This is a genomic window from Frigoribacterium sp. 2355 (assembly GCF_054060695.1).
Map to the genome: position 1 here is coordinate 265,519 of NZ_JBSSDL010000002.1, position 21,922 is coordinate 287,440.

Here is a 21,922-nt window from a genome sequence, read left to right on the forward strand (position 1 = left end):
GGTGCCCGACGGTCGCGCCGCGCCTGCGCGTCGGGCCTGCGGATCGCGTCCGCGCCGGGCCTTCGAATCGGGCCCGCGGGTCGGGCCCGCGCCGGGCCTACGCGTCCGGCGCGAGGAAGGCGGCGGCGGCTCGTGACAGGTAGGCCGGGTCGTCGGCGCCGCACAACTCGCGGGCCGAGTGCATGCCGAGCAACGGGATGCCGACGTCGATCGTCCGGATGCCGAGTCGCGTCGCGGTGATCGGTCCGATGGTCGAGCCGCAGGGCACCGAGTTGTTCGAGACGAACTCCTGGAACGGCACACCCGCCTGCTCGCACGCCCGTGACCACTCGGCTGCCCCGAGCCCGTCGGTGGCGTAGCGCTGGTTCGCGTTGATCTTGAGCAGTGGCCCGCGGTTGACGACCGGCTGGTTGACCGGGTCGTGCCGCTCGGGGTAGTTCGGGTGCACCGCGTGCCCGGCGTCCGCGCTCAGGCACCACGACCCGGCGAGGGCCCGGCGGTGATCGGTCGTCGTCGCCCCGAGACCGGCCGAGACCCGGGCCAGGACGTCCTCGAGTAGCGGCCCGGCCGCACCCGACGGGGTGGCCGAACCGACCTCTTCGTGGTCGAACGCCGCGAACACGGCGACGTGGTCGAGTTCGACGCCCGAGGTCGCCGTCTCGACCAGAGCGACGAGACCGGCGTGGGTCGACGACAGGTTGTCCATGCGCCCGGCGGCGAAGAGCTCGCCCGACATCCCCAGGACCGCAGGAGGCGCGGTGTCGGCCACGACCACGTCGTACCCGGTCACGTCGGCTCCGGTCAGCCCGGCCAATCCGGCGAGGTGGCCGAGGACGTCGGCCTCGTCGAGCGGTCCCGCCCCGACCACGGGGTTCAGGTGGCGCTGGGGGTCGAGCTTCAGGCCCTCGGCGTTGACGCCCCGGTCGAGGTGGACGGCGAGCTGCGGGAAGCGCAGCAGCGGCCCGGTGCGCACCAGGTGCGTCTCGCCGCTGCGGGTGACCAGTCGGCCGGCGAACTCGAGGTCGCGGTCGAGCCACGAGTTGAACAGCGGACCGCCGTAGACCTCGACGCCGGCCTGCAGCCAGCCGCGGGTGCCGGTCGTCGGCTTGGGCTTCAGCTTGAAGCCGGGGGAGTCGGTGTGCGCTCCGACGACGCGGAACGGCGTCGTGGCCGTCGCGGTGGCCGGCTCGATCCAGGCGATGACCGCGCCGTCGCGCACGACGTAACGACGGCCCGGGCCCGAGGGCCACTCGGCGGTCTCGTCGAGGGCGGTGAACCCGGCGTCGTCGAGCCGGCGGGCGGCCTCGGCCGCGGCGTGGAAGGACGAGGGCGAGGCCTGGATGAAGCGGGCGAAGTCGTCGAGGTGGGGGCGCGTGTCAGTCATCCCCACCAGCATGCACCACCCGGTCGCCGCCGAGACCCCACGAAGTGCCCGAGGCCCCGGCTCGCGCACGCGGGTCTCGGCGCCCTCCCGGGGTCTCACACGGGGTCAGCGGCCGCCGCTGCCGCCGCGGTTCGCGCCGATGTCGCCACGGTGGGCGTTGGCCTCGGGGTCGGCCGAGTGCGGGTCCTCGTCGTCGACGGTCAAGGCGGCGTCCTGCTCGCCCGAGACGCCGCCGGGGCTCACGGCGACGTAGCCGTCCTCGCCCGAGTGGCTGCCGCCGAGCGGTTGCGTGGCGTCGCCGTCCGGCGTCGCGTCGCCCGATGCGGCGGGTTCGCCCTGCGTGTCGGTCGGGCCCGTGCCGTGGGCGGCCCGGTGCGTCTCGATCGCGGCGGCCTCGACGGCAGCCTGGTCGAGCGCGTCGCCGTGGCCGAGTTCGTCGTCCGGCTCGTGCGGGTCCGGGTTCGTGCGGGCGTCGCTCATCGGGGGGTCCTCTCGTGGTGGGCCTCCGAGGCTAGGCGCACCGCGCCTCCTCGTCCGGTCGTCGTCCTCGGCAGGTGGCGCCGAACGCCTCACGGCGCGGTCGGCAGCACCGCGGCCCAGAGGTGGAACAGGGCGTAGGCGCGCCAGGGCGACCACGGTGCCCCGGCGACCTCGGCCTCCTTCGTCGTCAGGCCGCCCATCACGCGCCGCAGTACGAGGTCGCCCGCGGGCCAGGCGTCGCGGTCGCCGAGGGCGCGCACGGCCAGGTACTCGACGGTCCACGGGCCGATGCCGGGCACGGCGAGCAGGCGTCGGCGGGCGTCGGCGTGGTCGACGTCGGGGGCGATGACGAGTCCGTCGGCGACGACCTCGGCCAGGGCGTGGATCGTCCGCGCGCGACTGTTCGTCACCCCGACCGCGGCCCGCAGCTCGTCGACGTCGGCGGCCGCCAGGCGGTCGGCGCGGGGGAACCGCGTCAGGCCCGTCCCCGCGACGGGTTCGCCGTGGGCCGCGACGAGCCGCCCGGTGAAGGTGCGCGCCGCGGCGAGCGAGACCTGCTGCCCGAGCACCGTCATCACCGCCGTCTCGAACCCGTCGGGGTTGCCCGTCACGCGGATGCCCGGACGCGCCGCGACGAGCGGCCCGAGCACGGGGTCGTCGGCGAAGCCCCGTTCGACGTCGTCGAGGTCGGTGTCGAGGTCGAGCCACGTCCGCACGACGCGTCGTGCCTCGTCGACCGTCGCCTCCGTCGGCAGCACGCCGTCGGGCCCGGTCACCGTCACGTCGACCCCGGTGGCCCCGAACGACAGGTCGAGACGGTGGGAGGCGCGCTCGGCTCCCGTGCCCAGCTCGACCAGTCGCGCGTGCGTGGCCGCGGCGACGTCGGTGGCTTCGGCCCCCGGCACGCTGTGCGCCGCCAGCAATCCCACGGCGTGCGCGTGGTCCCAGGCGCCGACGGGTTCGACGACGAAGCGCGCGGCCGCCCCGTGCGGTATCGCCCCGTGCGGTACCGCCCCGACCGGTGCCGCCCCGTCGGGCGAGTCCGCGGTCACGACCCGGCCGCCCGGGGGCCGCCGTCTGGCACCGGCCGGCCGTCGTCGGCCCACACCCCGGACGACCCGCGGCGGTGGCTGTCGACGAGGTGCGTGTCGACGATGCCCGCGGCCTCCATCAGCGCGTGCATGGTGATCGGCCCCACGAAGGTGAACCCCTTCGCCTTGAGTGCCCGCGAGAGGGCGAGCGACTCCGGCGACGTCGTCGGCACCTCGGCCATCGTGCGGGGCCGGGGAGTCTCGGCCGGCCGGAACGACCAGACGAAGTCGACGAGTCCGCCGTCGGCCCTCAGGTCGAGCGTCGCCCGCGCGTTGCGGATGGTCGCATCGACCTTGAGTCGGTTGCGGACGATGCCCGCGTCGGCCATCAGCCGTGCCCGGTCCTCGTCGTCGAAGCGCGCGACGACCTCGGGGTCGAAGTCGGAGAACGCGCTCCGGAACGCCGGACGCTTGCGCAGGATCGTCGCCCACGACAGCCCCGACTGGAACGCCTCGAGGCTCAGCCGCTCGAACAGGCCCCGCTCGTCCCGGACCGGCAGCCCCCACTCGGTGTCGTAGTACTCGCGCAACAGCGGATCGGTCGACGCCCAGACCGGCCGGGCCAGCCCGTCGTCACCGACCACGACGCCCGCGCCCGCCAGGTCCGACGGCACCGCTCCCGGGCCGGCCGCCGTCACACCGGAGGTCACCGCGTCGCTCACGCCCCCGCCTCGAGGTCGATCAGGATCTGCTTGGCCGCCATGCCCCCACGGTAGTTGCCCGAGGTCCCGTCGCTCCGCACCACCCGGTGGCAGGGGACGACGAGCGGCAGGGGGTTGGTGGCGCAGGCCGTACCGACGGCCCGCACCGCGCGAGGACTGCCCGAGGCCAGCGCCACCGCGGCGTAGCTCGCCGTCGACCCGTAGCCGATGTCGGGCAGGTGCTCGAGCACCGTCCGCTGGAACCCCGTCGACAGGCGCCGGTCGAGCGGCAGGTCGAACGCGCGGCGCTCGCCGCGGAAGTACTCGTCGAGCTCGCGTGCCACGGTGTCGAGCCGTGACGGCGCCTCGACGATGCGCGGGCTGACCGTCGTGGCGAGGCGGTCGAGCACCGTGTCGTGTCCCTCGATCTCGAAGGCCACCCGCAGCACGCCCACGTCGGTGGCGCAGACGAGCAGGAGGCCGACGGGGGAGTCGAGGGTGCGGTACGCCACGTCGACCGCCCCGGCGTCGAGGGCGGCCTCGGCGAAGCGGGCGTGCAGCGCGGCGAGTCGCTCGTCGGTCGGGTCGAGGCCGGTCAGCAGGTCGCCGGGGTCGGTCGACGCGTCGATGGGGGAGGCGGTCATCGGGTGCCCTTCGGCTCGGGGGAGGCGGACGGGACGGAGGCGCGGCCGGCGACCCGGTCGGAGGCGCCGGTCGCACGAGGCGTCGCGGGGACGGCCAGCAGCCGCCGCAGCGCCGCGATCCCGTCGGCGGACGCACGCCGGGCCGCGTCCGCGCTGATGCCGGTCAGCTCGGCGACCTCGCGGTGCGAGAGCCCGACGAGGTGGTGGTAGACCACGGCACGCCGCTGGCCCGGCGGCAGGGTGCGCAGCGCCCCGTCGAGCTCGTCCGCGCGCGCGACGGTCTCGTCGTGAGGAGGCGCGGGCGGCGGTTCGGGCACCGTCTCGACCGGCCGGGGGCGACGCTCGCGTGCCCGCAGCACGTCGATCGCCTTGCGGTGCGCGATGGTCACCAGCCACGCCTCGAGGTTCGTCGACGAGGGCAGCGACGGATACGCGACGAGGGCCGCCACGAACGTCTCGCTCCAGGCGTCGTCGGTGTCGTGCTCGTCGAGCACGGCCCGGCAGACGCGCCAGACCGTGCGACCGTGCCGGGCGACCACGCGCTCGAAGGGTTCCACGTCAGAACAGCCGACCGGAGTCGGGGCCCGACGGCTGGTCGGCCTCCAGCCCGAGCAGGAACCGTTTGCGGTCGAGCCCGCCGGCGTAGCCGACCAGGGCCCCGCCCGAGCCGACCACGCGGTGGCACGGCACGACGATGCTCAACGGGTTGAGCCCGTTGGCGGCGCCGACCGCGCGGGCCAGGCCGACGCCGCCGAGTGCGGTCGCGAGCTGACCGTAGCTGCGGGTCTCGCCGAAGGGGATGTCGCGGAGGAGCGTCCACACCCGCACCTGGAAGTCGTTGCCGCGCGGTGCCAGCGGGAGGTCGAAGGAGCGCCGCTCGCCGCCGAAGTACTCGCCGAGCTGGCGCCCGACCTCGGCGAAGTCGCTCAGGCCGACGCCGTCCCGCGAGACCGGGCCGAAGCCGGTCGGATCGGGCAGGTGGCGGTGCTCGTCGAAGTAGAGGCCGACGAGGCCCGTCTCGCCCCCGACGACGGTCAACGGGCCGACGGGGGTGTCGACGCTGGTGTGGACGCTCACGGTGCCTCCTGGCTCTCGGCGATGGTATCCACCCCGTAGACGCGGCAGCGGCACCGGATGTGAGGTCGCCGGTCGACGAGATCGGACGCCCCGGGTCGACCGGGCCGGACGGTCCGACCGAACCGGTCCGGGTGATCGGGCCGGGCCGTCGAGCAGGTACCCTTGAACGCCCGGTCCGGGCACTCCACACTGTCGGGTGTGTGCGAGCGTCCGGGCCGGGTCTCTCGTCTCCGGCCGCCGGGCCCCGTTCTGATCGTCGCTCGGGCTAGTGGCGCGTGCTGAAGTCGCTCTCGCCCACGGGGGTGATCTCGCTCACCTCGACCCGATCGACCCGGGCCCCTCGAGGTCCCTCGTCCAGCCACTCGAGCAGCAGCGCCACCCGGTCGGGCCGTCCCTCGACCTCGACCTCGACGGTCCCGTCGGGCAGGTTGCGGACGAAGCCGCCGACGTCCAGTCGGTCCGCCTCGCCCTCGGTCGAGAAACGGAAACCCACGCCCTGCACCGAACCGTGCACGAGGGCCCGGCGTCTGATCACGTCGTCCATCGCTCGACCGTACCCGCGCCTCCTCGGGCTCGCCCTCGTTCCGCGCCCGGACGTCTCACCCCGCCACGAAATGAACATCCCGCCACGAGAAAAGATGGCGGGATGTTCATTTCGTGGCGGAGTGGCGGGGTGGCGGGTTGGCGGAGCGACGGCTCACGCAGGCCGACGGCCGAGCCGACGCCGGTCGCCTCGCTACTTGTCGACCGTCGACATGTCGGCGTAGCGGGCGCCCTTCGGCGCGGCCACGTCGTCGAGCTGGTGCACCTGCTCGGCGTCGAGCACCACGTCGTCGGCCGCGACGTTCTCGTCGAGGTAGGCGCGGCGCTTCGTGCCCGGGATCGGCACGATGCCCTCACCCTGGGCGAGCAGCCAGGCGAGCGCGACCTGACCCGGTGTGGCGCCGACGGCCCGGGCGACCTCGTCGACCTGCTGCACGATGCGGACGTTGGCCTGCAGGTTGTCGCCCGAGAAGCGGGGAGCGAACCGGCGGAAGTCGTCCTCGGCGAGCTCGTCCACCGAGCGGATGGTGCCCGTGAGGAACCCCCGACCGAGCGGCGAGTAGGGCACGAAGCCGATGCCGAGCTCGCGGACGGTCGGCAGGATCTCGGCCTCGGGCTCACGGCTCCACAGCGACCACTCGGTCTGCAGGGCGGTGATCGGGTGCGTCGCGTGGGCACGGCGGATGGTCTCGGGCGCCGCCTCGGACAGCCCGAGGAACCTCACCTTGCCGGCCGTGACGAGCTCGCCCATGGCGCCCACGGTCTCCTCGATGGGCACGAGCGGGTCGACGCGGTGCTGGTAGTAGAGGTCGATGTGGTCGATGCCGAGGCGCTTCAGCGAGCCGTCGACCGACCGGCGGACGTACTCGGGGCGACCGTCGACCGTGCGTTCGGCGCGGGCCTCGGGGTCGGTCACGTTGCCGAACTTCGTCGCGACGACGGCCTGGTCGCGGCGGCCCTTGAGGGCGCGGCCGAGCAGCTGCTCGTTCGTGTGCGGGCCGTACATGTCGGCGGTGTCGAGCAGGGTGACGCCCACGTCGAGCGCGCGGTGGATGACGCGCACCGACTCGTCGTCGTCGGTGCTGTTGCCGGTGTAGAAGGCGGACATGCCCATGAGGCCGAGGCCGAGGCGTCCGACGTCGAGTCCGCCGTCGACCTGGCCGAGTGTGGTGTTCTGCATGGTCCCGAGCCAACTCCCTCGCACCCGGTGCGGGCACATGCCCGGCCCACGGGCCGACGGACCGCAGGAGGCGCGGTGCCCGTCGGACGGACACCGCGCCTCCTCGGCCTGCCGGGCTCGGGAGCCCGCCGTCACCGCTGTTAGCGGCGCTCCGACCGGCGTCGGACGGCGGCCGAGCCGGCGACGAGCGCGAGACCAAGGGCCAGCGCCGCGGCGCCGAGGCCGAGCGGCAGGCCCGGGTCGCCACCCGTGTAGGCGAGCGGCCGGCCCGTGCCGCCGGTGCCCGTGCCGCCCGTGCCCTGGCCTCCGGCTGCCGGCACGACGGGAGCCGGCGTGACGGTCGGGTCGGGGGTCGGCTCGGGGTCGGGCACCGGGGTCACCACGGGAGGCGCGGCGAGGGTGATGGTCGGGACGGTCCCGTCGGCGGTCGGTGCCGTGAACGACCCGAGGGTCTCGCCGTCGGCCACGACGTCGTAGGTCGTGCCGGGGACGAGGTCGTCGGCCCGGTAGACGCCCGCGGCGTCGGTGGTCGGGGTGGCGACGGGCTCGGGGTCGGTGGCGTCCGCCTCGATCAGCGACAGCTCGAGGTCGGCGGCGGGCGTGCCGTCGGAGTTCACGACGGTGCCCTCGACCGACACGGTCGCAGGGGCCGCGATCTGCACGGGCGGGATCGTCCCGCTCGTCGCGGGTGCGGTGATCGTGACGGCCGAGTCGACGTCCTCGTTCAGGACCACCTCGTACTGTTCGCCAGGGGTGAGGCCGTCCGCCGTGAACGAGCCGCCCGCGCCGGTCTCGACGCTCGCCACCGGCGCGGTCTCGCCGACCGGCACGATGTCGACGGTCGAACCCGTCGCAGGGGCCGAGCCGTCGGGGTTCACGATGCTCGTCGTGATCTCGACGGTCGGGTCGAGCGTGATCGACGCGCCGGAATCGGTCGAGACCGGCCCCCGGGCGATGCCCGTGACCTCGTCGACCACGTTGTACTCGGCCGCCGGGTCGAGCCCTTCGAAGGTGACCGAGCCGTCGGCGCCGGTCGTCCCGGAGGCGACCGGGTCGATCTGGCCGGGCACGACGATGCTCACCGGGCGATCGGGGACGGGCGTGCCGTCGGCCTCTTCGACCGTCACGGTCAGGGGTGCGGTGGCCACCGGGGGCACGGCGCCGACGAAGGCGAAGTCGAGTCCGGGGGAGTCGTCGCCTGCGATCGTGAAGGGCACGGCGGGCAGATCTGCCGCGTCCTCCGGTGTCGTGACGTCGACCTCGTAGGGCGTGCCCGAGACGAGGCCGGGGACCGACCAGGTGCCGTCGGGGCCGACCGTCGTGGTGGTCCCGACGACCTCACCGGTCGCCGGGTCGACGACCGTCACGATCGCTCCGGGGTAGGCCGCGCCGTCGTTGGTCACCGCCCCGCTCGCGGTGAAGGTCTTGGTCACGAACCACGTCTGGTAGACGGGGAACCCGGAACGCTGCTGGTACGTGAAGGTCAGCGTCGAGAGCGGCACGGTCGGGCTGAACCAGGCGGCGGCGCCCTCGGTGTCGGCCGCGGCGGCGTTGCCGGTCAGCACGCCCGTGGCGGCGTTCCAGGTCGGCACGTCGCGCAGTCCCGCGGCGTCGCACGACGGCGACGGGCCGCCGGCCGCGGTGCGGCAGTAGTTGTACGTGCTCCCGAAGCCGAGGGCGTCGACGGGCACGGCCACACCGTCGGCGCCGGTGGCCGACACGGTGACCTGGTCGGCGTCGACGTCGCCCAGCACGAACGACCAGTCGCTCGCGGGGGTGGCCCGGTCGAAGGTGTACGTCGTGACCGACGCGGCGGCCGCGGTCGGCGAATCCTGGGCGGGACGGAGGTTGAGGTAGGGGCGGCCGCGGCTCGAGTCGTACTCGGCGCCGACCGGCGTGCCCGTGCCCTGCCACGTGCTCGATCCGCTGGGGATCGTCGCCTGGCGCGAGGTCGACGTGACCGTCGCCTGCGGGAAGTCCCCGGGGAGCGTCATCGTGCCCGTGTAGGCACGAGCCGTCCCGTCGACGGTGAAGTCGGCCCAGCCGACCGCTCCCGGTCCGGCGGCGGAGGCACTGGTCGCGCCCCCGAGGGCCAGCGCGCCGGCCACGACGACCGTCACCCCCGTCGCCGCCCATGCCCTGATGCGCCTGTCGATCATGTCGTCGTCCCTCCGGGCCCACCCCTGATCGCGGGCCACGAGGTCGAGGTTATGTCAGGTGTGGATCTCGTGTCACACCCGTGGAGGCCCGAGGCCTCGTCGCGGGCGTCGCCGCGTGCCGGGGACGACGAAGGGGCGCCGCCTCGCGACCGGTCACCCGGTGCGGAGGTCGGCGCCCCTTCGGGGACGTCGTGCGTCAGCGCTTCTTGGCGTTGGAGACGATGTCCTCCGAGTGGCCACCCGTCGCGCCCTTGGCCTTCTTGTCGGCGCGCTTCTCCTTCAAGGAGCGCACGGCAACCTTCGCGGTGCCTTTTTTCGCTGATTTCTCTGCCATGGTGGTGCCTCCGTCGCGGACCGAGATGATCCGGTCCGCCCGAGGCTACGGTGCCGCGGCCCCGGTGTCTGTAGCCGCGGCCATCTTCACGGCTCCTACACTGCCCAGTGGCCCGGTCCGCCTCACGCGAGGAGTCCGTGTCCGACCACCCGCCCGACCCGACGACACCCTGAGACGACAGGCCCCGATGACCCCCGTCCCCACCTCGACCCCGGTCGCCCCGACGCGCAGCGAGCGCCTCGACGAGCTGCCGTTCACCTCGAAGCACCGTCGCCTGTTGGCCGGCTCGGGCATCGGATGGGCCCTGGACGCGCTCGACGTCGGCCTGCTCTCGTTCGTCATCGCCCAACTGATGACCGTGTGGAGCGACCAGGCCGGACAACTGGCCTGGGTCGCGTCGGCCGGGTTCGCGGGCATGGCCATCGGTGCGGCCGTCGGCGGTTCGCTGGCCGACCGCCTGGGCCGCAAGACCGTCTTCGCCCTGACCCTGTTGCTCTACGGCCTCGCCACCGGGCTCTCGGCCCTGTCCTGGTCGGTCGGCGTGCTGCTCGTCCTGCGCTTCGTCGTCGGACTCGGCCTGGGCTCCGAACTGCCGGTCGCGTCGACCCTCGTCAGCGAGTTCTCACCCCGGCGCATCCGGGGCCGGGTGGTCGTCCTGCTCGAGGCGTTCTGGGCCGTCGGATCGATCGGGGCCGCCCTCGTCGGCTACCTCGTGATCCCGACGAGCGACGACGGCTGGCGCTGGGCCCTGCTGATCGGTGCCGCTCCCGCGCTCTACGCCGTGTTCGTCCGCCTCAGGATGCCCGAGTCGGTGCGCTTCCTCGAGTCGAAGGGGCGTCACGACGAGGCCGAGCGCACCGTCCGCGGCTTCGAGCAGGCGGCCGGCGTCGCCGCCCCGACCGTGGTCACCGAGGAGGCGCGGGTCGTCGAGAAGCCGGCCCGCGCCTCCGTCGGCCGGCTCTTCGGTGCCGGCATGGCTCGCCGCACGGTCGCGATCTGGGTGGTCTGGTTCATGACCAACTTCTCGTACTACGGCGCCTTCGTCTGGCTGCCGTCGTTGCTCGTCGCGGCCGGGTTCCCGCTCGTGCGCTCGTTCGGGTACGTGCTGATCATCACCCTGGCGCAGCTGCCGGGCTACGCGGCCTCGGCCTGGTTGATCGAGAAGTGGGGGCGCCGGGGGGCGCTCGCGACCTTCCTGCTCGGGTCGGCCGTCGCGGCCGTCTTCTTCGGCTTCGGGGCGGTCAGCGGCAGCGTCGCGCAGATCCTCGTCGCGGGCATGGCCCTGTCGTTCTTCAACCTCGGCGCGTGGGGGGCGCTCTACGCCGTGACGCCCGAGCTCTACCCGACCCCGCTGCGGGGCACGGGCGCGGGGTGGGCCGCGGGCGTCGGGCGCATCGCCTCGATCGCCGCGCCGCTGTCGGTGCCCCCGCTGATCGCCCTCGGGGGGCCGCCCACCCTGTTCGTCGTCTTCGGCGCGGTCTTCGTCGTGGGGGCCGTCGCCGCCACGAGGCTGCCCGAGCTCCGCGGCACGCGGCTCGCCGAGTGAGCGCGCGTCGCCGTCCGTCGCGTCGTCGCCTCACGCCGCGCCGGCTGCTCGGAGTCCTCGTGGTGCTCGTGGCGGGGGCCGTCCTCGTGGCCTTCCCGCGCCTCCTCGGCGACGGGTCGGCGGGTGGCGACCCGGGAGGCGCGGGTGCGGTCCCCGTGCCCACGAGCGTCCCGGCCGCGGCGGTCGAGGCCGTGGTCGACCGGGTCGTCGACGGGGACACCGTCGTCGTCCTCGTGGCGGGGGAGCGCGAGCGCATCCGCCTGATCGGCGTCGACACCCCCGAGACCGTGAAGCCCGACGCGCCGGTCGACTGCTTCGGACCCGAGGCGAGCGCCTTCACGACGGCCGCCCTGCCCGAGGGGGCCACGGTCTGGCTCGAGGACGACGCCTCGCAGGGTGACGCCGACCGCTACGACCGGCTGCTGCGCTACGTCTGGTCGCCGGACGGCACGATGCTCAACGAGCGGCTCGTCGCCGAGGGCTACGGGCGCGAGGACACCTACGACGACGCGTACCGCTACCGCGACCGGTTCGTCGCGGCCGAGGCGTCGGCCGAGGCGTCGCGGGTCGGGCTCTGGGGCGCCTGCGGCTGAACCGACGGACGCCGGCTCGGCCACCAGAACGCGTCACCGGTGAGGAACACGAGCGCGGGCACCAGCACGGTGCGCACGACCAGGGTGTCGAGCAGCACGCCGAGGCAGACGATCACGCCGACCTGGGTCAGGGCGACGACCGGCAGCACGCCGAGGACGGCGAACACGGCCGCCAGCAGGATGCCCGCACTCGTGATGACGGCGCCGGTCGAGGCCAGGGCCCGCACCATGCCCTCGCGGGTGCCGTGCACGAGACCCTCCTCGCGGGCCCGGGTGGTGAGGAAGATGTTGTAGTCCACCCCGAGGGCGACGAGGAACAGGAACGCGTACAGCGTCACCGCCGTGTCGAGGGCGGGGAACCCCAGCACGTTCTGGAACAGCCAGGTCGAGGCCCCGAGGCTCGCGAAGAACGTGGCGAGCACCGAGGCGATGAGCAGGACAGGGGCCACGAGCGAGCGCAGCAACAGGGCCAGGACGGCGAACACGATGGCCAGGATGATCGGCGCGATCAGGTCGATGTCGGCCTGCGCCGCCACCTTCGTGTCGTAGGCGGTGGCGTCGCTGCCCCCGACGAGCGCGTCGGCGAGGCCGCCGCCGGCGTCGGCGTACCCGGCACGCAGACGCTCGACGGTGGCGAACGCGGCGTCGCTCTCGGGTTCGGCGGACAGCTGCAGGTCGACGCGCGTCAGTCCGCCCTCGGTCTCACCGGTCGTGGCCGTGTCGACGCCGTCCGTGCCGGACGCGAGCGCGGTGGCCTCGTCGGCGACCGTCGAGGGGACGATCACGGTGGTGCGGCTGGTCAGCCCCGCCGAGAACGAGTCGTCGATCACCTGTTGCGCGGTGACCGAATCGGGGTCGCCGAGCAGCTGGTCGGTCTGCGAGAGGCCGACGGCGTAGCCGCTCAGGCCGAGGCAGAGGACGCCGATGCCCGCGACGGACGCCACGGCCACGACGGCCGGACGGCGTCGGACGCCGCGCCCGAGACGGTCCCAGAAGCCGCGTCGCGGTGCCGCGTGGTGCGCCGCGCCTCCTGCGGTGGCGTCGGCCGTCCGCGCCGCGTCGGCCCCGTCGGACACGCTGTCGCGCCCGGACGAGGAGGCGCGGGGCACGAAGGGCCAGAACAGCCCGCGACCGCAGACCACCAGGGCCGCCGGCAGGGCGACGAGGGCGAACACGATCGCGACGCCGACGCCGATCGCACAGGCGAGGCCGAGGGCCCGGTTGCCCGTGAGCGACGCGAGGAGCAGCGTGAGGAGGCTCAGGGCGACCGTGCCGCCGCTGGCCGCGATGGCGGGCCCGGCACTCGTCACGGCCGTGCGCATCGCGCGGTGGCGGTCGGGCTCGAGCAGCAGTTCTTCGCGGTAGCGCGCGACGAGCAGCAGGGCGTAGTTGGTGCCCGCGCCGAAGACGAGCACCGAGAGGATGCCCGAGATCGAGGCGTCGAGCGGGATGCCCAGGGGTTCGGCGGCGGCGGCCGCGACCCGGCCGGCCAGGGCGTCCGCGGCACCGACGACGGCCAGCGGCACGATCCACAGCACCGGGCTGCGGTAGGTGACGATCAGCAACACGGCCACGACGACCACCGTGACCAGCAGGAGCCGGAAGTCGGCCCCGGCGAAGGCGTTCGCGATGTCGTCCTGGAACCCGATCGGCCCGGTGAGCAGGGCGTCCAGCCCGGCGGGCAGGTCGGCCGAGGCCGCGTCCCGCAGGCTCGTCGCCGTGCCCGCGACGTCGGCGTCGACCGTCGTGGCGTCGAGCGGGACGGCCACGATCGCCGCGGTGCCGTCGTCGCTGATCTGCGGCCGGACGGCCTGCGGGGTCGTGGCGAGTTCGGCGAGGGCGGCGGCCCGCTCGTCGACGGCGGTCAGGTCGGCGGCGTCGAGCCGGTCGCCGTCGTGGCTGAAGACCAGGATGCCCACCGTCGTCTCGGCACTCGGGAAGGTCGTCAGCAACTCGGCCACCTCGGCCGACTGGCTCGTGTCGGGGACGCCCGACGGCGGGGCCGCGTCGCCCTCGCTCTGCGGCAGGACCGTGAAGAGCAGGGCGACGGCGACGGCCGTCGCGGCGAGCACGGCCCAGGCGGTGCGGTGGCCGCTGACGATGCGGGCGAGGGTGCGCATGGTTATCCTTCAGTCGCTGAATGTCTTAGGAGCTAAGAGTATTGCAGATCACAGGAGCATCGACCAGACTCGTCACGCAGGAGGTTCCATGCCCACCCCGAGAGACCCGGGCCCCAAGGCCCCGACGACCCGTCCGTCGCGCTCGCCGCAGGCCGACGAGATCGTCACCCACATGCAACGGCTGACCACCGAGTCCCAGAAGGTCGCCCAGGCCTTCGCCTCGCGACACGGTCTCGGCCACATCGACCTCGAGGCGCTGCTGCACGTCATGCAGGCCGAGCGTGACGGCGACCCCGTCACCGCCGGCGGTCTCGGCGAGCTCCTGGGCGTCACGTCGGGGGCGGCGACCGGAGTCATCGACCGCCTCGAGAAGGTCGGGCACGTGCACCGCAGCCGCGACGACGCCGATCGGCGCCGGGTGCTCGTCCGCTACTCGGATCGCGCCCGCGAGGTCGCGGGCGCGTTCTTCGGGCCGCTCGGCGTGATGAGCGACCGGGTCATGGCCGAGTTCGACGAGGCCGAGCTCGAGACCGTCCGACGGTTCCTCGAGGGCATGTCGGGCGCGATGGCGGAGCGGGCCCGCGAGGTGGGGCGACCCGCCTGAGGCGACCCGCGCCTCCTCGGGGTGGCGAACTGCCCCGACCTCCTGGGCGTCGGCGGGAGCGGGTAACGTCGTGGTGACCCCGGAAGGCAGGTTCTCCGTGACCGACCACGTCTCGGCCCTCGATCTCTTCTCGATCGGCATCGGTCCCTCGAGTTCGCACACCGTCGGCCCCATGAGGGCCGCCCGCGAGTTCCTGCTCGGTCTCGACGTCGACGGCCGGCTGACCGACGTCGTGCGGGTCGAGGCCGTGCTCTACGGCTCGCTCGCCGCCACCGGCCTCGGCCACGGCACGCCGTCGGCCGTCCTCGCCGGCCTCGCGGGCATGCAACCCGAGACCTGTGACCCCGAGGTCGTCTCGGGCATGCAGCAGGCGGTCGAGCAGGGCGGCGGCCTGCGGCTGCTCGGCCGGCACCAGATCGCCTTCGCCCCCAACGACCTGCGCATGGCGCCGCTGACGCGCATGCCCCGGCACCCCAACGCGATGAGCGTCGAGGCCTTCGACGCTCACGGCGAGAGCCTCGCCCGCGAGGTCTACTTCTCGGTCGGCGGGGGCTTCGTCGTGCGCGACGGTGACGACGAGCGGGCCGTGCCCACCGCCGAGGCGCCGTTCGCCTTCACCGACGCGGACGACCTGCTGCGCCTCTGCGACTCCGAAGGCGCGTCGATCGCCGACCTCGCCTGGCGCAACGAGGTCGCGCTGCACGGCGAGGCCGATGCCGCGGCGGGGCTCGACTCGCGCTGGGCGGCCATGCGGGCCTGCGTCGACGCGGGTCTCGAGGCCACGGGCGTCCTGCCCGGCTGGATGAAGGTGCCCCGGCGCGCCCGGCAGTTCGCGACCATGCTGCGCCAGCAGGACGAGAGGGCGACCGCCTTCGCCCTCGGCGGCTCGGCGATCGACCAGGGCCGCGCCTCCTCGCTGTTGGCCTCCGACCTGCCGGCCCAGTGGCTGCAGGCCTACGCGATGGCCGTCAACGAAGAGAACGCGGGAGGCGGGCGCGTCGTCACCGCCCCGACCAACGGCGCGGCCGGCATCATCCCGGCGGTCGCCTACTACGCCATGAGGTTCCACGGCGCGACCGATCACGAGCTGTCCCGCACCTTCCTGCTGACGGCGGCGGCGATCGGGTCGCTCTACAAGCGCAACGCGTCGATCTCGGGGGCCGAGGCCGGCTGTCAGGGCGAGGTCGGCTCGGCCGCGTCGATGGCCGCCGGCGCCCTGACCGCCCTTCTCGGCGGGACGCCCCGCCAGGTCGAGAACGCGGCCGAGATCGCCATGGAGCACCACCTCGGCCTCACCTGCGACCCCGTGGGCGGCTTCGTGCAGGTGCCCTGCATCGAGCGCAACGCGATCGCGGCGGGCACGGCGGTCGCCGCCACCCGCATGGCCCTGCTCGGCGACGGCAGCCACGTCGTCAGCCTCGACACCGTCATCGAGACGATGCGCCAGACCGGCCGCGACATGAAGGACAGCTACAAGGAGACCAGCCGCGCCGGGCTCGCGGTCAACGTCATCGAGTGCTGAGAACGTCCGCGTCGGAGGCCCGCCCGGACGTTCCTCGGGTCGTGTCGCACCCCGCCGCTAGCCTCGTCGCATGACCCCGTCGCGCCGCCCCACGCCGTCCCGCCCCGCGACCCCGGGGGGCACCGACGCCCCGCGGCTCGACCCCGTCGACCCCCGGGGGCTCGTCGATCTCGGCACCGACCTGCTGGGTCCGCGCGACAGCCGTGAGCTCGAACGGTACGTCGACGCCGACCTGACCGGTCGCGACCTCGAGGGGTCCGAGTTCACCGAGTGCGTCTTCGAGTCGCCGCGGCTCGGATCGGCCCGACTGCGGGGCGCCCGCCTGGTCGAGTCGGTGCTGGCCGACTCGTTCGCCCCCGAGCTCGCCGCCTCGCGCAGCACCTGGCGTGACGTCCGCGTCGAGCGGCCTCGGTGGGGGTCGGCAGAGCTGTTCGACGCCGAACTGCGGTCGGTGCACCTGGTCGGCGGCAAGATCGACTTCCTCAACCTGCGCGGGGCGCGCCTCACCGACGTCGTGATCGAGGGCTGCACGATCGGCGAACTCGACCTCGGGGGTGTGCAGGCCCTGCGGGTCGCGCTGGTCGACTGCCGCATCGGCACGCTCGACGTGACCCGCGCCTCCTTGTCGCACACCGATCTGCGCACCAGCGACTTCTCCCGCATCGACGGTTTCGAAGGGCTTCGTGGCGCCACCATCGACGACCTGCAGCTGGCGACCTTCGCCCCGACGATGGCGGCTCACCTCGGGCTCGTCGTCGACTGAGCCCGTGTTCGTCGTCGGCTGAGCCCGGGCCACCCGTGCGACGCCCGGCTACGCCCTGGCCGAACACGTCGGGGCCGCACGAGGCTGCGGTGCTATCGTCGCCGACAGAGCAACGCGCTCCGGGGTCAGTGAAAATCTGAGCCGGCGGTCACAGTCCGCGACCCGCGTCGTCCCCGAGAGGTGGCGGCCGGTTGAACCGGTGGAACCCCGGTACCGACGGTCATAGTCCGGATGAGAGGTGGCGCGGGCCCGGTCGTCCGTCAGCGGACCCCCGGGCCGATGCCGACCCTCGCGTCGCGCACCCCCGGAGAGCCCTCGGCACACAGCCAGGCAGACCGGAGGACGACATGACGACGCAGGCGACCACGCCCGGGCCCGATGCACGCACGCACCGACCCACCGACCCGACGGGCCCGGTGGTGCGCTGATGTTCACCGGCCTCGTCGAAGAACTCGGACGCGTCGAGCGCGTCGCCGACCAGGGGGACAGCGTCCGCCTGACGGTCCGTGGCCCCGCCGTGCTGACCGATGCCGCGCACGGTGACTCCATCTCGGTCAGCGGCGTCTGCCTGACGGTGGTCGAGCAGCAGGGGGACACCTTCACGGCCGACGTCATGCGGCAGACACTGGCCATGAGCACCGTGGGGACGTTCGGCCCCGGGACGCCCGTCAACCTCGAACGAGCCGCCCGCGTCGGCGACCGCCTGGGCGGTCACATCGTCCAGGGCCACGTCGACGGCACGGCCACGGTCGTCGAGATCGAAGAGGGCGAGGCCTGGCGTCGGGTCCGGTTCGACCTCGCCGACGACCTCGCGCCCCTGCTCGTCGACAAGGGGTCGGTGACGCTCGACGGCGTCAGCCTCACGGTGAGCGCGATCAGCGAACCCGGCGAGCTGCCGGGCTGGTTCGAGGTCAGCCTCATCCCCGAGACGCTCGCCGTGACGACCCTGGGCGGCAAGGCCGTCGGCGACCGCGTCAACGTCGAGACCGACGTGCTCGCCCGTCACGTGCGCCGCATGCTGCGACTGGACGCGCTCGACGCCGACGGCCCGCGCGGTGCGGCCGACCCGGCCGACGCGGCGGACCCGCGGGACGCCGCCGTGACGGGGCGCCCGTGACCGTGTCGACGCCCCGGGAGGAGGGGCGGGTCGACTCGCGCCTCGCCCCGATCGAGCTCGCCCTCGAGCACCTGCGCCGTGGTCGCCCGGTCGTGGTGGTCGACGACGAGTCCCGCGAGAACGAGGGCGACGTCGTCCTGTCGGCCGAGTTGGCCTCGGCCGAGTGGATCGCCTGGACGGTCCGGGTGTCCTCCGGTTTCGTCTGCGCACCGATGACGAACGAGATCGCCGACCGACTCGACCTGCCGCCCATGGTCGCCCACAACGAGGACGCCCGGGGCACGGCCTACACGGTCAGCGTCGACGCGGCGGCCGGCGTGACCACGGGGATCAGCGCCTCCGACCGGGCGACGACCCTCCGCACGCTCGCGTCGCCGACCAGCGTTCGCGACGACCTGCACCGCCCCGGGCACGTCCTGCCGCTGCGCGCCCGTGACGGCGGAGTGCGTGAGCGCGACGGCCACACCGAGGCCTCGGTCGACCTGATGAAGGCCGCGGGGCTGCGACCCGTGGCCGTCATCAGCGAGATCGTGGGCGACGACGGCGAGATGATGCGACTGCGGGCCCTGCTCGACTTCGGGGCCCGCGAGGGCGTGCCGGTCGTGACGATCGCCGATCTCGTCTCCTGGCTGGGCGACCGCGACCTCGACGCGCCATCCCTCGCGTCCGACTCCCGGGCCACCGATACCACCACCACCCGCACGACCGAAGGAGACCGCGCATGAGCGGAGAAGGCGCCCCCACCGAACTCGACGTCGACGGCACGGGAATCCGTGTCACGATCGTCGCCGGCACCTGGCACGAGACGATCACCGACGGCCTGCTGGCCGGCGCGCTGTCGACGGCCGAGCGCCTCGGCGCCACGGCCACGGTCGTGCGCGTGCCCGGCAGCTTCGAACTGCCCGTCGTCGCGAAGGCCGCGCTCGAGGCCGGGGCCGACGCGGTCGTGGCCCTCGGTGTCATCATCCGCGGCGGCACGCCGCACTTCGAGTACGTGTCCGACGCCGCGACCTCGGGCCTGCTGCGGGTGACGCTCGACACGGGCAAGCCCGTCGGGTTCGGCGTGCTCACCCTCGACGACGAGCAGCAGGGCCTCGACCGGGCAGGCCTCCCCGGCTCGAAGGAGGACAAAGGTGCCGAGGCCGCCCACGCCGCCGTCGCGACGGCCGTCCAGCTGCGCGACCTTGCCCGGGCCGGCACGGCCCGCGTGGCCGGCTTCTGACGACGGAGGCGGTGCCGGGGCGACGAGCGTCCCGGCACCGCGCCTCCTGACGGTCTGGCGTCCTGCCCGTCGGGCCCCTCGGGCCGGTCGGGCCCGTCGGGCCTAGGCGAAGACCTCGGACAGGAACGTCTCGAGCTGCTGCCACGAGCGACGATCCGCGCGGGCGTCGTACTGGGCCCCGTGATCGGGTGCGTCCGTGCCGGGGACGGCGAAGGCGTGCATGACGCCGCTGTAGCTCAGCACCTGCCAGTCTGGTGCCTCGGCGGCGCGCATCTCGTCCTCGAAGCCGACCACCGCCTCGTCGGGCACCACCGGGTCGGCGGCACCCGTCATCACGAGCAGCGGGGCCGTCACGGCGCCCTTCTCGGCGGGCATCCCCGTCCCGAGCCCTCCGTGGAACGACACGACGCCGGCGACGTCGGCACCCGCGCGGGCCAGCTCGAGGGCACCCGAGCCGCCGAAGCAGTAGCCCATCACCGCGATCCGCGACGGGTCGACGCCCGGCTCGGCGCGCAGGCGCTCGAGGTTCGCGAGCAGGCGCGACCGGAACAGCGCTACGTCGCCGTAGTACTTGCCCGCCTCGCCGGCGGCCTCCTCGGGCGACGGGCGGACCCCCTGCCCGTAGACGTCGCCGGCCAGCGCCACGTAGCCGAGCCGCGCGAGCATCTGCGCGCGCACCTTGACGTGGTCGACGACGCCGAACCAGTCGTGCAGCACGAGCACGCCGGGCACGAGCCCGGACGAGGAGGCGCCGGCCGGCGTCGCGAGGAACCCCTCGAGATCGACGTCGGTCGCCGCGTAGACCTCGTCCGACGTCGTGACGCCGCCCGGGTCGGGCACGCTGTCGAGGACGCGCTGCAGGTCGGGCGAGAGGGCGGGAGTGGGTTCGGTCGTGGTCACACGGGGACGCTACTCCCGGCGGGTCGGACGGTGCCTGGGGCGGTTCAGCCGGGGTCGACGATGCGGGCGACGGCCTGGCGGACGACGTCGCACCGACGCTGCTGCGGGCCGGTGTGCAGGTTGGTGGCCTCGGGCGTGACGAACCAGGCCAGCACGACGCCGAAGACCATGGTCAGCAACTCGTCGGCGTCCCAGCCGGACGAGATGTCACCCGCGTCCTGGGCCGCACGCACCGAGTCACGGCGCGCCTCGAGCTGACCGTGGTCGAGCACGCCGGGGCTCGGCAACGCGACGCCCTCGATCTGGCCCCAGAGCAGGAGGCGCGCGTCGTCGGGGTTCGAGGCCAGGTGGTCGTAGAGCGCGCTGGCCCAGCCCGGCAGGTCGTGGGCGTCGAAGGGGACGACCGCGACCCAGCGGCCGATGCTCTCACCGAGGGCGGCGTCGAACAGGTCGCGCTTGGTCGAGAAGTGGGCGTAGAGCCGTTCTTTGCTCGCCTCGGCGTCGCGCGCGATCGTGTCGACGCGGGCTCCGGCGAGGCCGCGGGCCGCGAACTCCGTCCGCGCCGCCTCGAGCAGCCGCTCCCGCGGAGGGGTGGGTCGTCGTGCCATGCCCAGAGCATAGGGGCTGCACCTCTCCGGACCACCTGGTTCGGAGAGAGGTCTTCGCTTACCGGACGGACCGGTTCGCCCCGCGTCCGGGAGGGCGCCGTCGCGGAGGTGGACCGTCGCGTCGTCGGACGGGTCAGAGCGCGCGGGCGTCCACCAGGTCGACGCCGGCCGCCGCCGCGACGCCCGCGTTGGTGATCTGCCCCGCGACGGCGTTGACGCCGCGGGCCAACGACGCATCCGCCGCGATGGCGTCACGCCACCCCCGGTCGGCGAGGGCGAGTGCGTAGGGCATGGTCGCGTTGGTCAGGGCCCGGGTCGAGGTCTGGGGGACCGCGCCGGGCATGTTGGCGACGCAGTAGTAGACGCTGTCGTGGACGGCGAAGGTCGGGTCGTCGTGCGTGGTCGCGCGCGAGCCCTCGAAGCAGCCGCCCTGGTCGATGGCGATGTCGACGAGCACCGACCCGGGACGCATCGACGCCACCATCTCGTCGGTGACGAGCTTGGGGGCCTGTGCGCCGGGGATCAGCACCGAACCGATCACCAGGTCGGCGGCCGCGACCTGGGCGCCGATCTCGTAGGCCGTCGAGGCGCGGGTCTGCACCCTGCCGCCGAACTGCACCTCGAGGGCGCGGAGGCGCGGAAGCGACACGTCGATGACGGTCACGTCGGCGCCGAGGCCGAGGGCGTTCGCCGCGGCGTGTTCACCGGCGACGCCGCCGCCGATCACCACCACCTTCGCCTTCGGGGTGCCGGGGACGCCGCCGAGCAGCACGCCCGTGCCCCCGATCGGCTTCATGAGGTGGTAGGCGCCGACCATCGTGGAGAGGCGGCCGGCGACCTCGCTCATGGGCGAGAGCAGCGGCAGGCTGCGATCGTCCCGCTGGACCGTCTCGTAGGCGATCGCGGTCGTGCCGGACGCGAGGACGGCCTCGGTGCACTCGGGTGAGGCCGCGAGGTGCAGGTAGGTGAAGAGGGTCTGGTCCGCCCGCATGAGCGGGTACTCGGCCGCGATCGGCTCCTTGACCTTCATCAGCAGATCGGCCTCGCCCCAGACGTCGGCCGCGTCGTCCACCACCGTCGCACCAGCGGCGACGAACTCGGCGTCCGTGAACCCCGACCCCCGTCCGGCGCCGGCCTGCACGATGACGTCGTGTCCACGGCGGGAGAACTCGTGGACTCCGGCCGGGGTCGCGGCGACACGGTTCTCGTTGTTCTTGATCTCGGTGGGGATGCCGACGCGCATGGATCGTCCTCTCGGGGAGTGGCCTCGACGACGGGCGGCCGGTGCACGCCTCTGTTCGCCGAACTGAGGTCAGTGTGCTGTTTCGTGCCGATGCGTGCCAAGCTCTCCGCACGAGATTCTGTGCAGGCCCTGTCTGGCCGCACGATCGACG

The 21,922-nt window shown here is 73.9% G+C and carries 21 protein-coding genes, 1 pseudogene and 1 riboswitch; of the genes and pseudogenes, 8 read left to right on the plus strand and 14 right to left on the minus strand.

Translation table 11 applies throughout. From position 1 onward, the window contains the following. Positions 1–97: 97 nt before the first annotated feature. The 10 genes from ACVJ1F_RS04080 to ACVJ1F_RS04125 form a co-directional block, all read right to left on the minus strand. Complete coding sequence (locus ACVJ1F_RS04080; RefSeq protein ID WP_056047805.1) at positions 98–1,384, minus strand: M18 family aminopeptidase; 1,287 nt, start codon at positions 1,382–1,384, stop codon at positions 98–100. Between the two features lie 105 nt (positions 1,385–1,489). Beyond that, positions 1,490–1,864, minus strand: coding sequence for a hypothetical protein (locus ACVJ1F_RS04085; RefSeq protein WP_456884850.1), 375 nt, complete (start codon positions 1,862–1,864; stop codon positions 1,490–1,492). 89 nt (positions 1,865–1,953) lie between these two features. Next, positions 1,954–2,916: a DNA-3-methyladenine glycosylase family protein gene (locus ACVJ1F_RS04090; protein ID WP_456884851.1), complete on the minus strand. Its 963-nt coding sequence runs from the start codon at positions 2,914–2,916 to the stop codon at positions 1,954–1,956. After that, on the minus strand, positions 2,913–3,569 hold the full coding sequence (locus tag ACVJ1F_RS04095; protein ID WP_456884935.1) for a DNA-3-methyladenine glycosylase I: 657 nt from the start codon (positions 3,567–3,569) through the stop codon (positions 2,913–2,915). Before ACVJ1F_RS04095 ends, ACVJ1F_RS04090 begins: the two co-directional genes overlap by 4 nt. A gap of 44 nt (positions 3,570–3,613) precedes the next feature. Next, positions 3,614–4,240 carry a methylated-DNA--[protein]-cysteine S-methyltransferase gene (locus ACVJ1F_RS04100; RefSeq protein ID WP_456884852.1) on the minus strand — a complete coding sequence of 209 codons (627 nt, stop codon included), beginning with the start codon at positions 4,238–4,240 and terminating at the stop codon, positions 3,614–3,616. Further along, positions 4,237–4,797: an RNA polymerase sigma factor gene (locus ACVJ1F_RS04105; protein ID WP_456884853.1), complete on the minus strand. Its 561-nt coding sequence runs from the start codon at positions 4,795–4,797 to the stop codon at positions 4,237–4,239. The genes ACVJ1F_RS04100 and ACVJ1F_RS04105 overlap by 4 nt, the downstream gene beginning before the upstream one ends. Before the next feature lies 1 nt (position 4,798). Then, positions 4,799–5,317, minus strand: a complete 519-nt coding sequence (locus tag ACVJ1F_RS04110; RefSeq protein ID WP_056046652.1) for a methylated-DNA--[protein]-cysteine S-methyltransferase — start codon at positions 5,315–5,317, stop codon at positions 4,799–4,801. 265 nt (positions 5,318–5,582) lie between these two features. Then, positions 5,583–5,861, minus strand: coding sequence for an acylphosphatase (locus ACVJ1F_RS04115; RefSeq protein WP_402751967.1), 279 nt, complete (start codon positions 5,859–5,861; stop codon positions 5,583–5,585). Between the two features lie 192 nt (positions 5,862–6,053). Continuing rightward, on the minus strand, positions 6,054–7,040 hold the full coding sequence (locus ACVJ1F_RS04120) for an aldo/keto reductase (RefSeq protein ID WP_456884854.1): 987 nt from the start codon (positions 7,038–7,040) through the stop codon (positions 6,054–6,056). A gap of 140 nt (positions 7,041–7,180) precedes the next feature. Next, on the minus strand, positions 7,181–9,199 hold the full coding sequence (locus tag ACVJ1F_RS04125; RefSeq protein ID WP_456884855.1) for a hypothetical protein: 2,019 nt from the start codon (positions 9,197–9,199) through the stop codon (positions 7,181–7,183). A gap of 521 nt (positions 9,200–9,720) precedes the next feature. Here ACVJ1F_RS04125 and ACVJ1F_RS04130 point away from each other — a divergent pair. Further along, entirely contained in the window at positions 9,721–11,079 is a 1,359-nt protein-coding gene (locus ACVJ1F_RS04130) for an MFS transporter (protein WP_456884856.1), read from the plus strand. Next, entirely contained in the window at positions 11,076–11,672 is a 597-nt protein-coding gene (locus tag ACVJ1F_RS04135; RefSeq protein WP_456884857.1) for a thermonuclease family protein, read from the plus strand. The genes ACVJ1F_RS04130 and ACVJ1F_RS04135 overlap by 4 nt, the downstream gene beginning before the upstream one ends. Here the strand turns inward: ACVJ1F_RS04135 and ACVJ1F_RS04140 are convergent. Continuing rightward, the gene (locus tag ACVJ1F_RS04140) at positions 11,597–13,792 is read right to left on the minus strand and encodes an MMPL family transporter (protein WP_456884859.1); all 2,196 of its coding nucleotides are present in this window, start codon (positions 13,790–13,792) and stop codon (positions 11,597–11,599) included. The two genes, ACVJ1F_RS04135 and ACVJ1F_RS04140, sit on opposite strands and share 76 nt — an antisense overlap. A gap of 88 nt (positions 13,793–13,880) precedes the next feature. Between ACVJ1F_RS04140 and ACVJ1F_RS04145 the strand changes: the two genes are divergently transcribed. The 6 genes and pseudogenes from ACVJ1F_RS04145 to ribH all read left to right on the plus strand — a co-directional run bounded on the left by ACVJ1F_RS04145 (position 13,881) and on the right by ribH (position 19,020). Continuing rightward, on the plus strand, positions 13,881–14,396 hold the full coding sequence (locus ACVJ1F_RS04145; RefSeq protein ID WP_456884860.1) for a MarR family winged helix-turn-helix transcriptional regulator: 516 nt from the start codon (positions 13,881–13,883) through the stop codon (positions 14,394–14,396). Positions 14,397–14,493: 97 nt separating this feature from the next. After that, positions 14,494–15,918 carry an L-serine ammonia-lyase gene (locus ACVJ1F_RS04150; RefSeq protein WP_456884861.1) on the plus strand — a complete coding sequence of 475 codons (1,425 nt, stop codon included), beginning with the start codon at positions 14,494–14,496 and terminating at the stop codon, positions 15,916–15,918. A 70-nt stretch (positions 15,919–15,988) separates the two neighbouring features. Next, the gene (locus ACVJ1F_RS04155; protein ID WP_456884862.1) at positions 15,989–16,681 is read left to right on the plus strand and encodes a pentapeptide repeat-containing protein; all 693 of its coding nucleotides are present in this window, start codon (positions 15,989–15,991) and stop codon (positions 16,679–16,681) included. A gap of 111 nt (positions 16,682–16,792) precedes the next feature. After that, positions 16,793–16,929, plus strand: a riboswitch (FMN riboswitch). A gap of 179 nt (positions 16,930–17,108) precedes the next feature. Beyond that, positions 17,109–17,798: a riboflavin synthase gene (locus ACVJ1F_RS04160; RefSeq protein ID WP_456884863.1), complete on the plus strand. Its 690-nt coding sequence runs from the start codon at positions 17,109–17,111 to the stop codon at positions 17,796–17,798. 50 nt (positions 17,799–17,848) lie between these two features. After that, positions 17,849–18,454 (plus strand): annotated as a pseudogene (gene ribB, locus ACVJ1F_RS04165) (3,4-dihydroxy-2-butanone-4-phosphate synthase); the annotation flags it as partial. Between the two features lie 65 nt (positions 18,455–18,519). Next, positions 18,520–19,020 carry a 6,7-dimethyl-8-ribityllumazine synthase gene (gene ribH, locus ACVJ1F_RS04170; protein WP_456884865.1) on the plus strand — a complete coding sequence of 167 codons (501 nt, stop codon included), beginning with the start codon at positions 18,520–18,522 and terminating at the stop codon, positions 19,018–19,020. A 102-nt stretch (positions 19,021–19,122) separates the two neighbouring features. On the opposite strand, the gene ACVJ1F_RS04175 is transcribed toward ribH, so the two are convergent. The 3 genes from ACVJ1F_RS04175 to ald all read right to left on the minus strand — a co-directional run bounded on the left by ACVJ1F_RS04175 (position 19,123) and on the right by ald (position 21,771). Further along, entirely contained in the window at positions 19,123–19,920 is a 798-nt protein-coding gene (locus ACVJ1F_RS04175) for a dienelactone hydrolase family protein (RefSeq protein ID WP_123570551.1), read from the minus strand. Positions 19,921–19,964: 44 nt separating this feature from the next. Next, a complete protein-coding gene (locus tag ACVJ1F_RS04180) occupies positions 19,965–20,528 on the minus strand; it encodes a TetR family transcriptional regulator (RefSeq protein WP_056046627.1) in 564 nt (187 codons plus the stop codon). Between the two features lie 133 nt (positions 20,529–20,661). After that, positions 20,662–21,771 (minus strand): alanine dehydrogenase, encoded by a 1,110-nt coding sequence (gene ald, locus ACVJ1F_RS04185; RefSeq protein WP_123570549.1) that lies wholly within the window; start codon positions 21,769–21,771, stop codon positions 20,662–20,664. Positions 21,772–21,922: the final 151 nt, after the last annotated feature.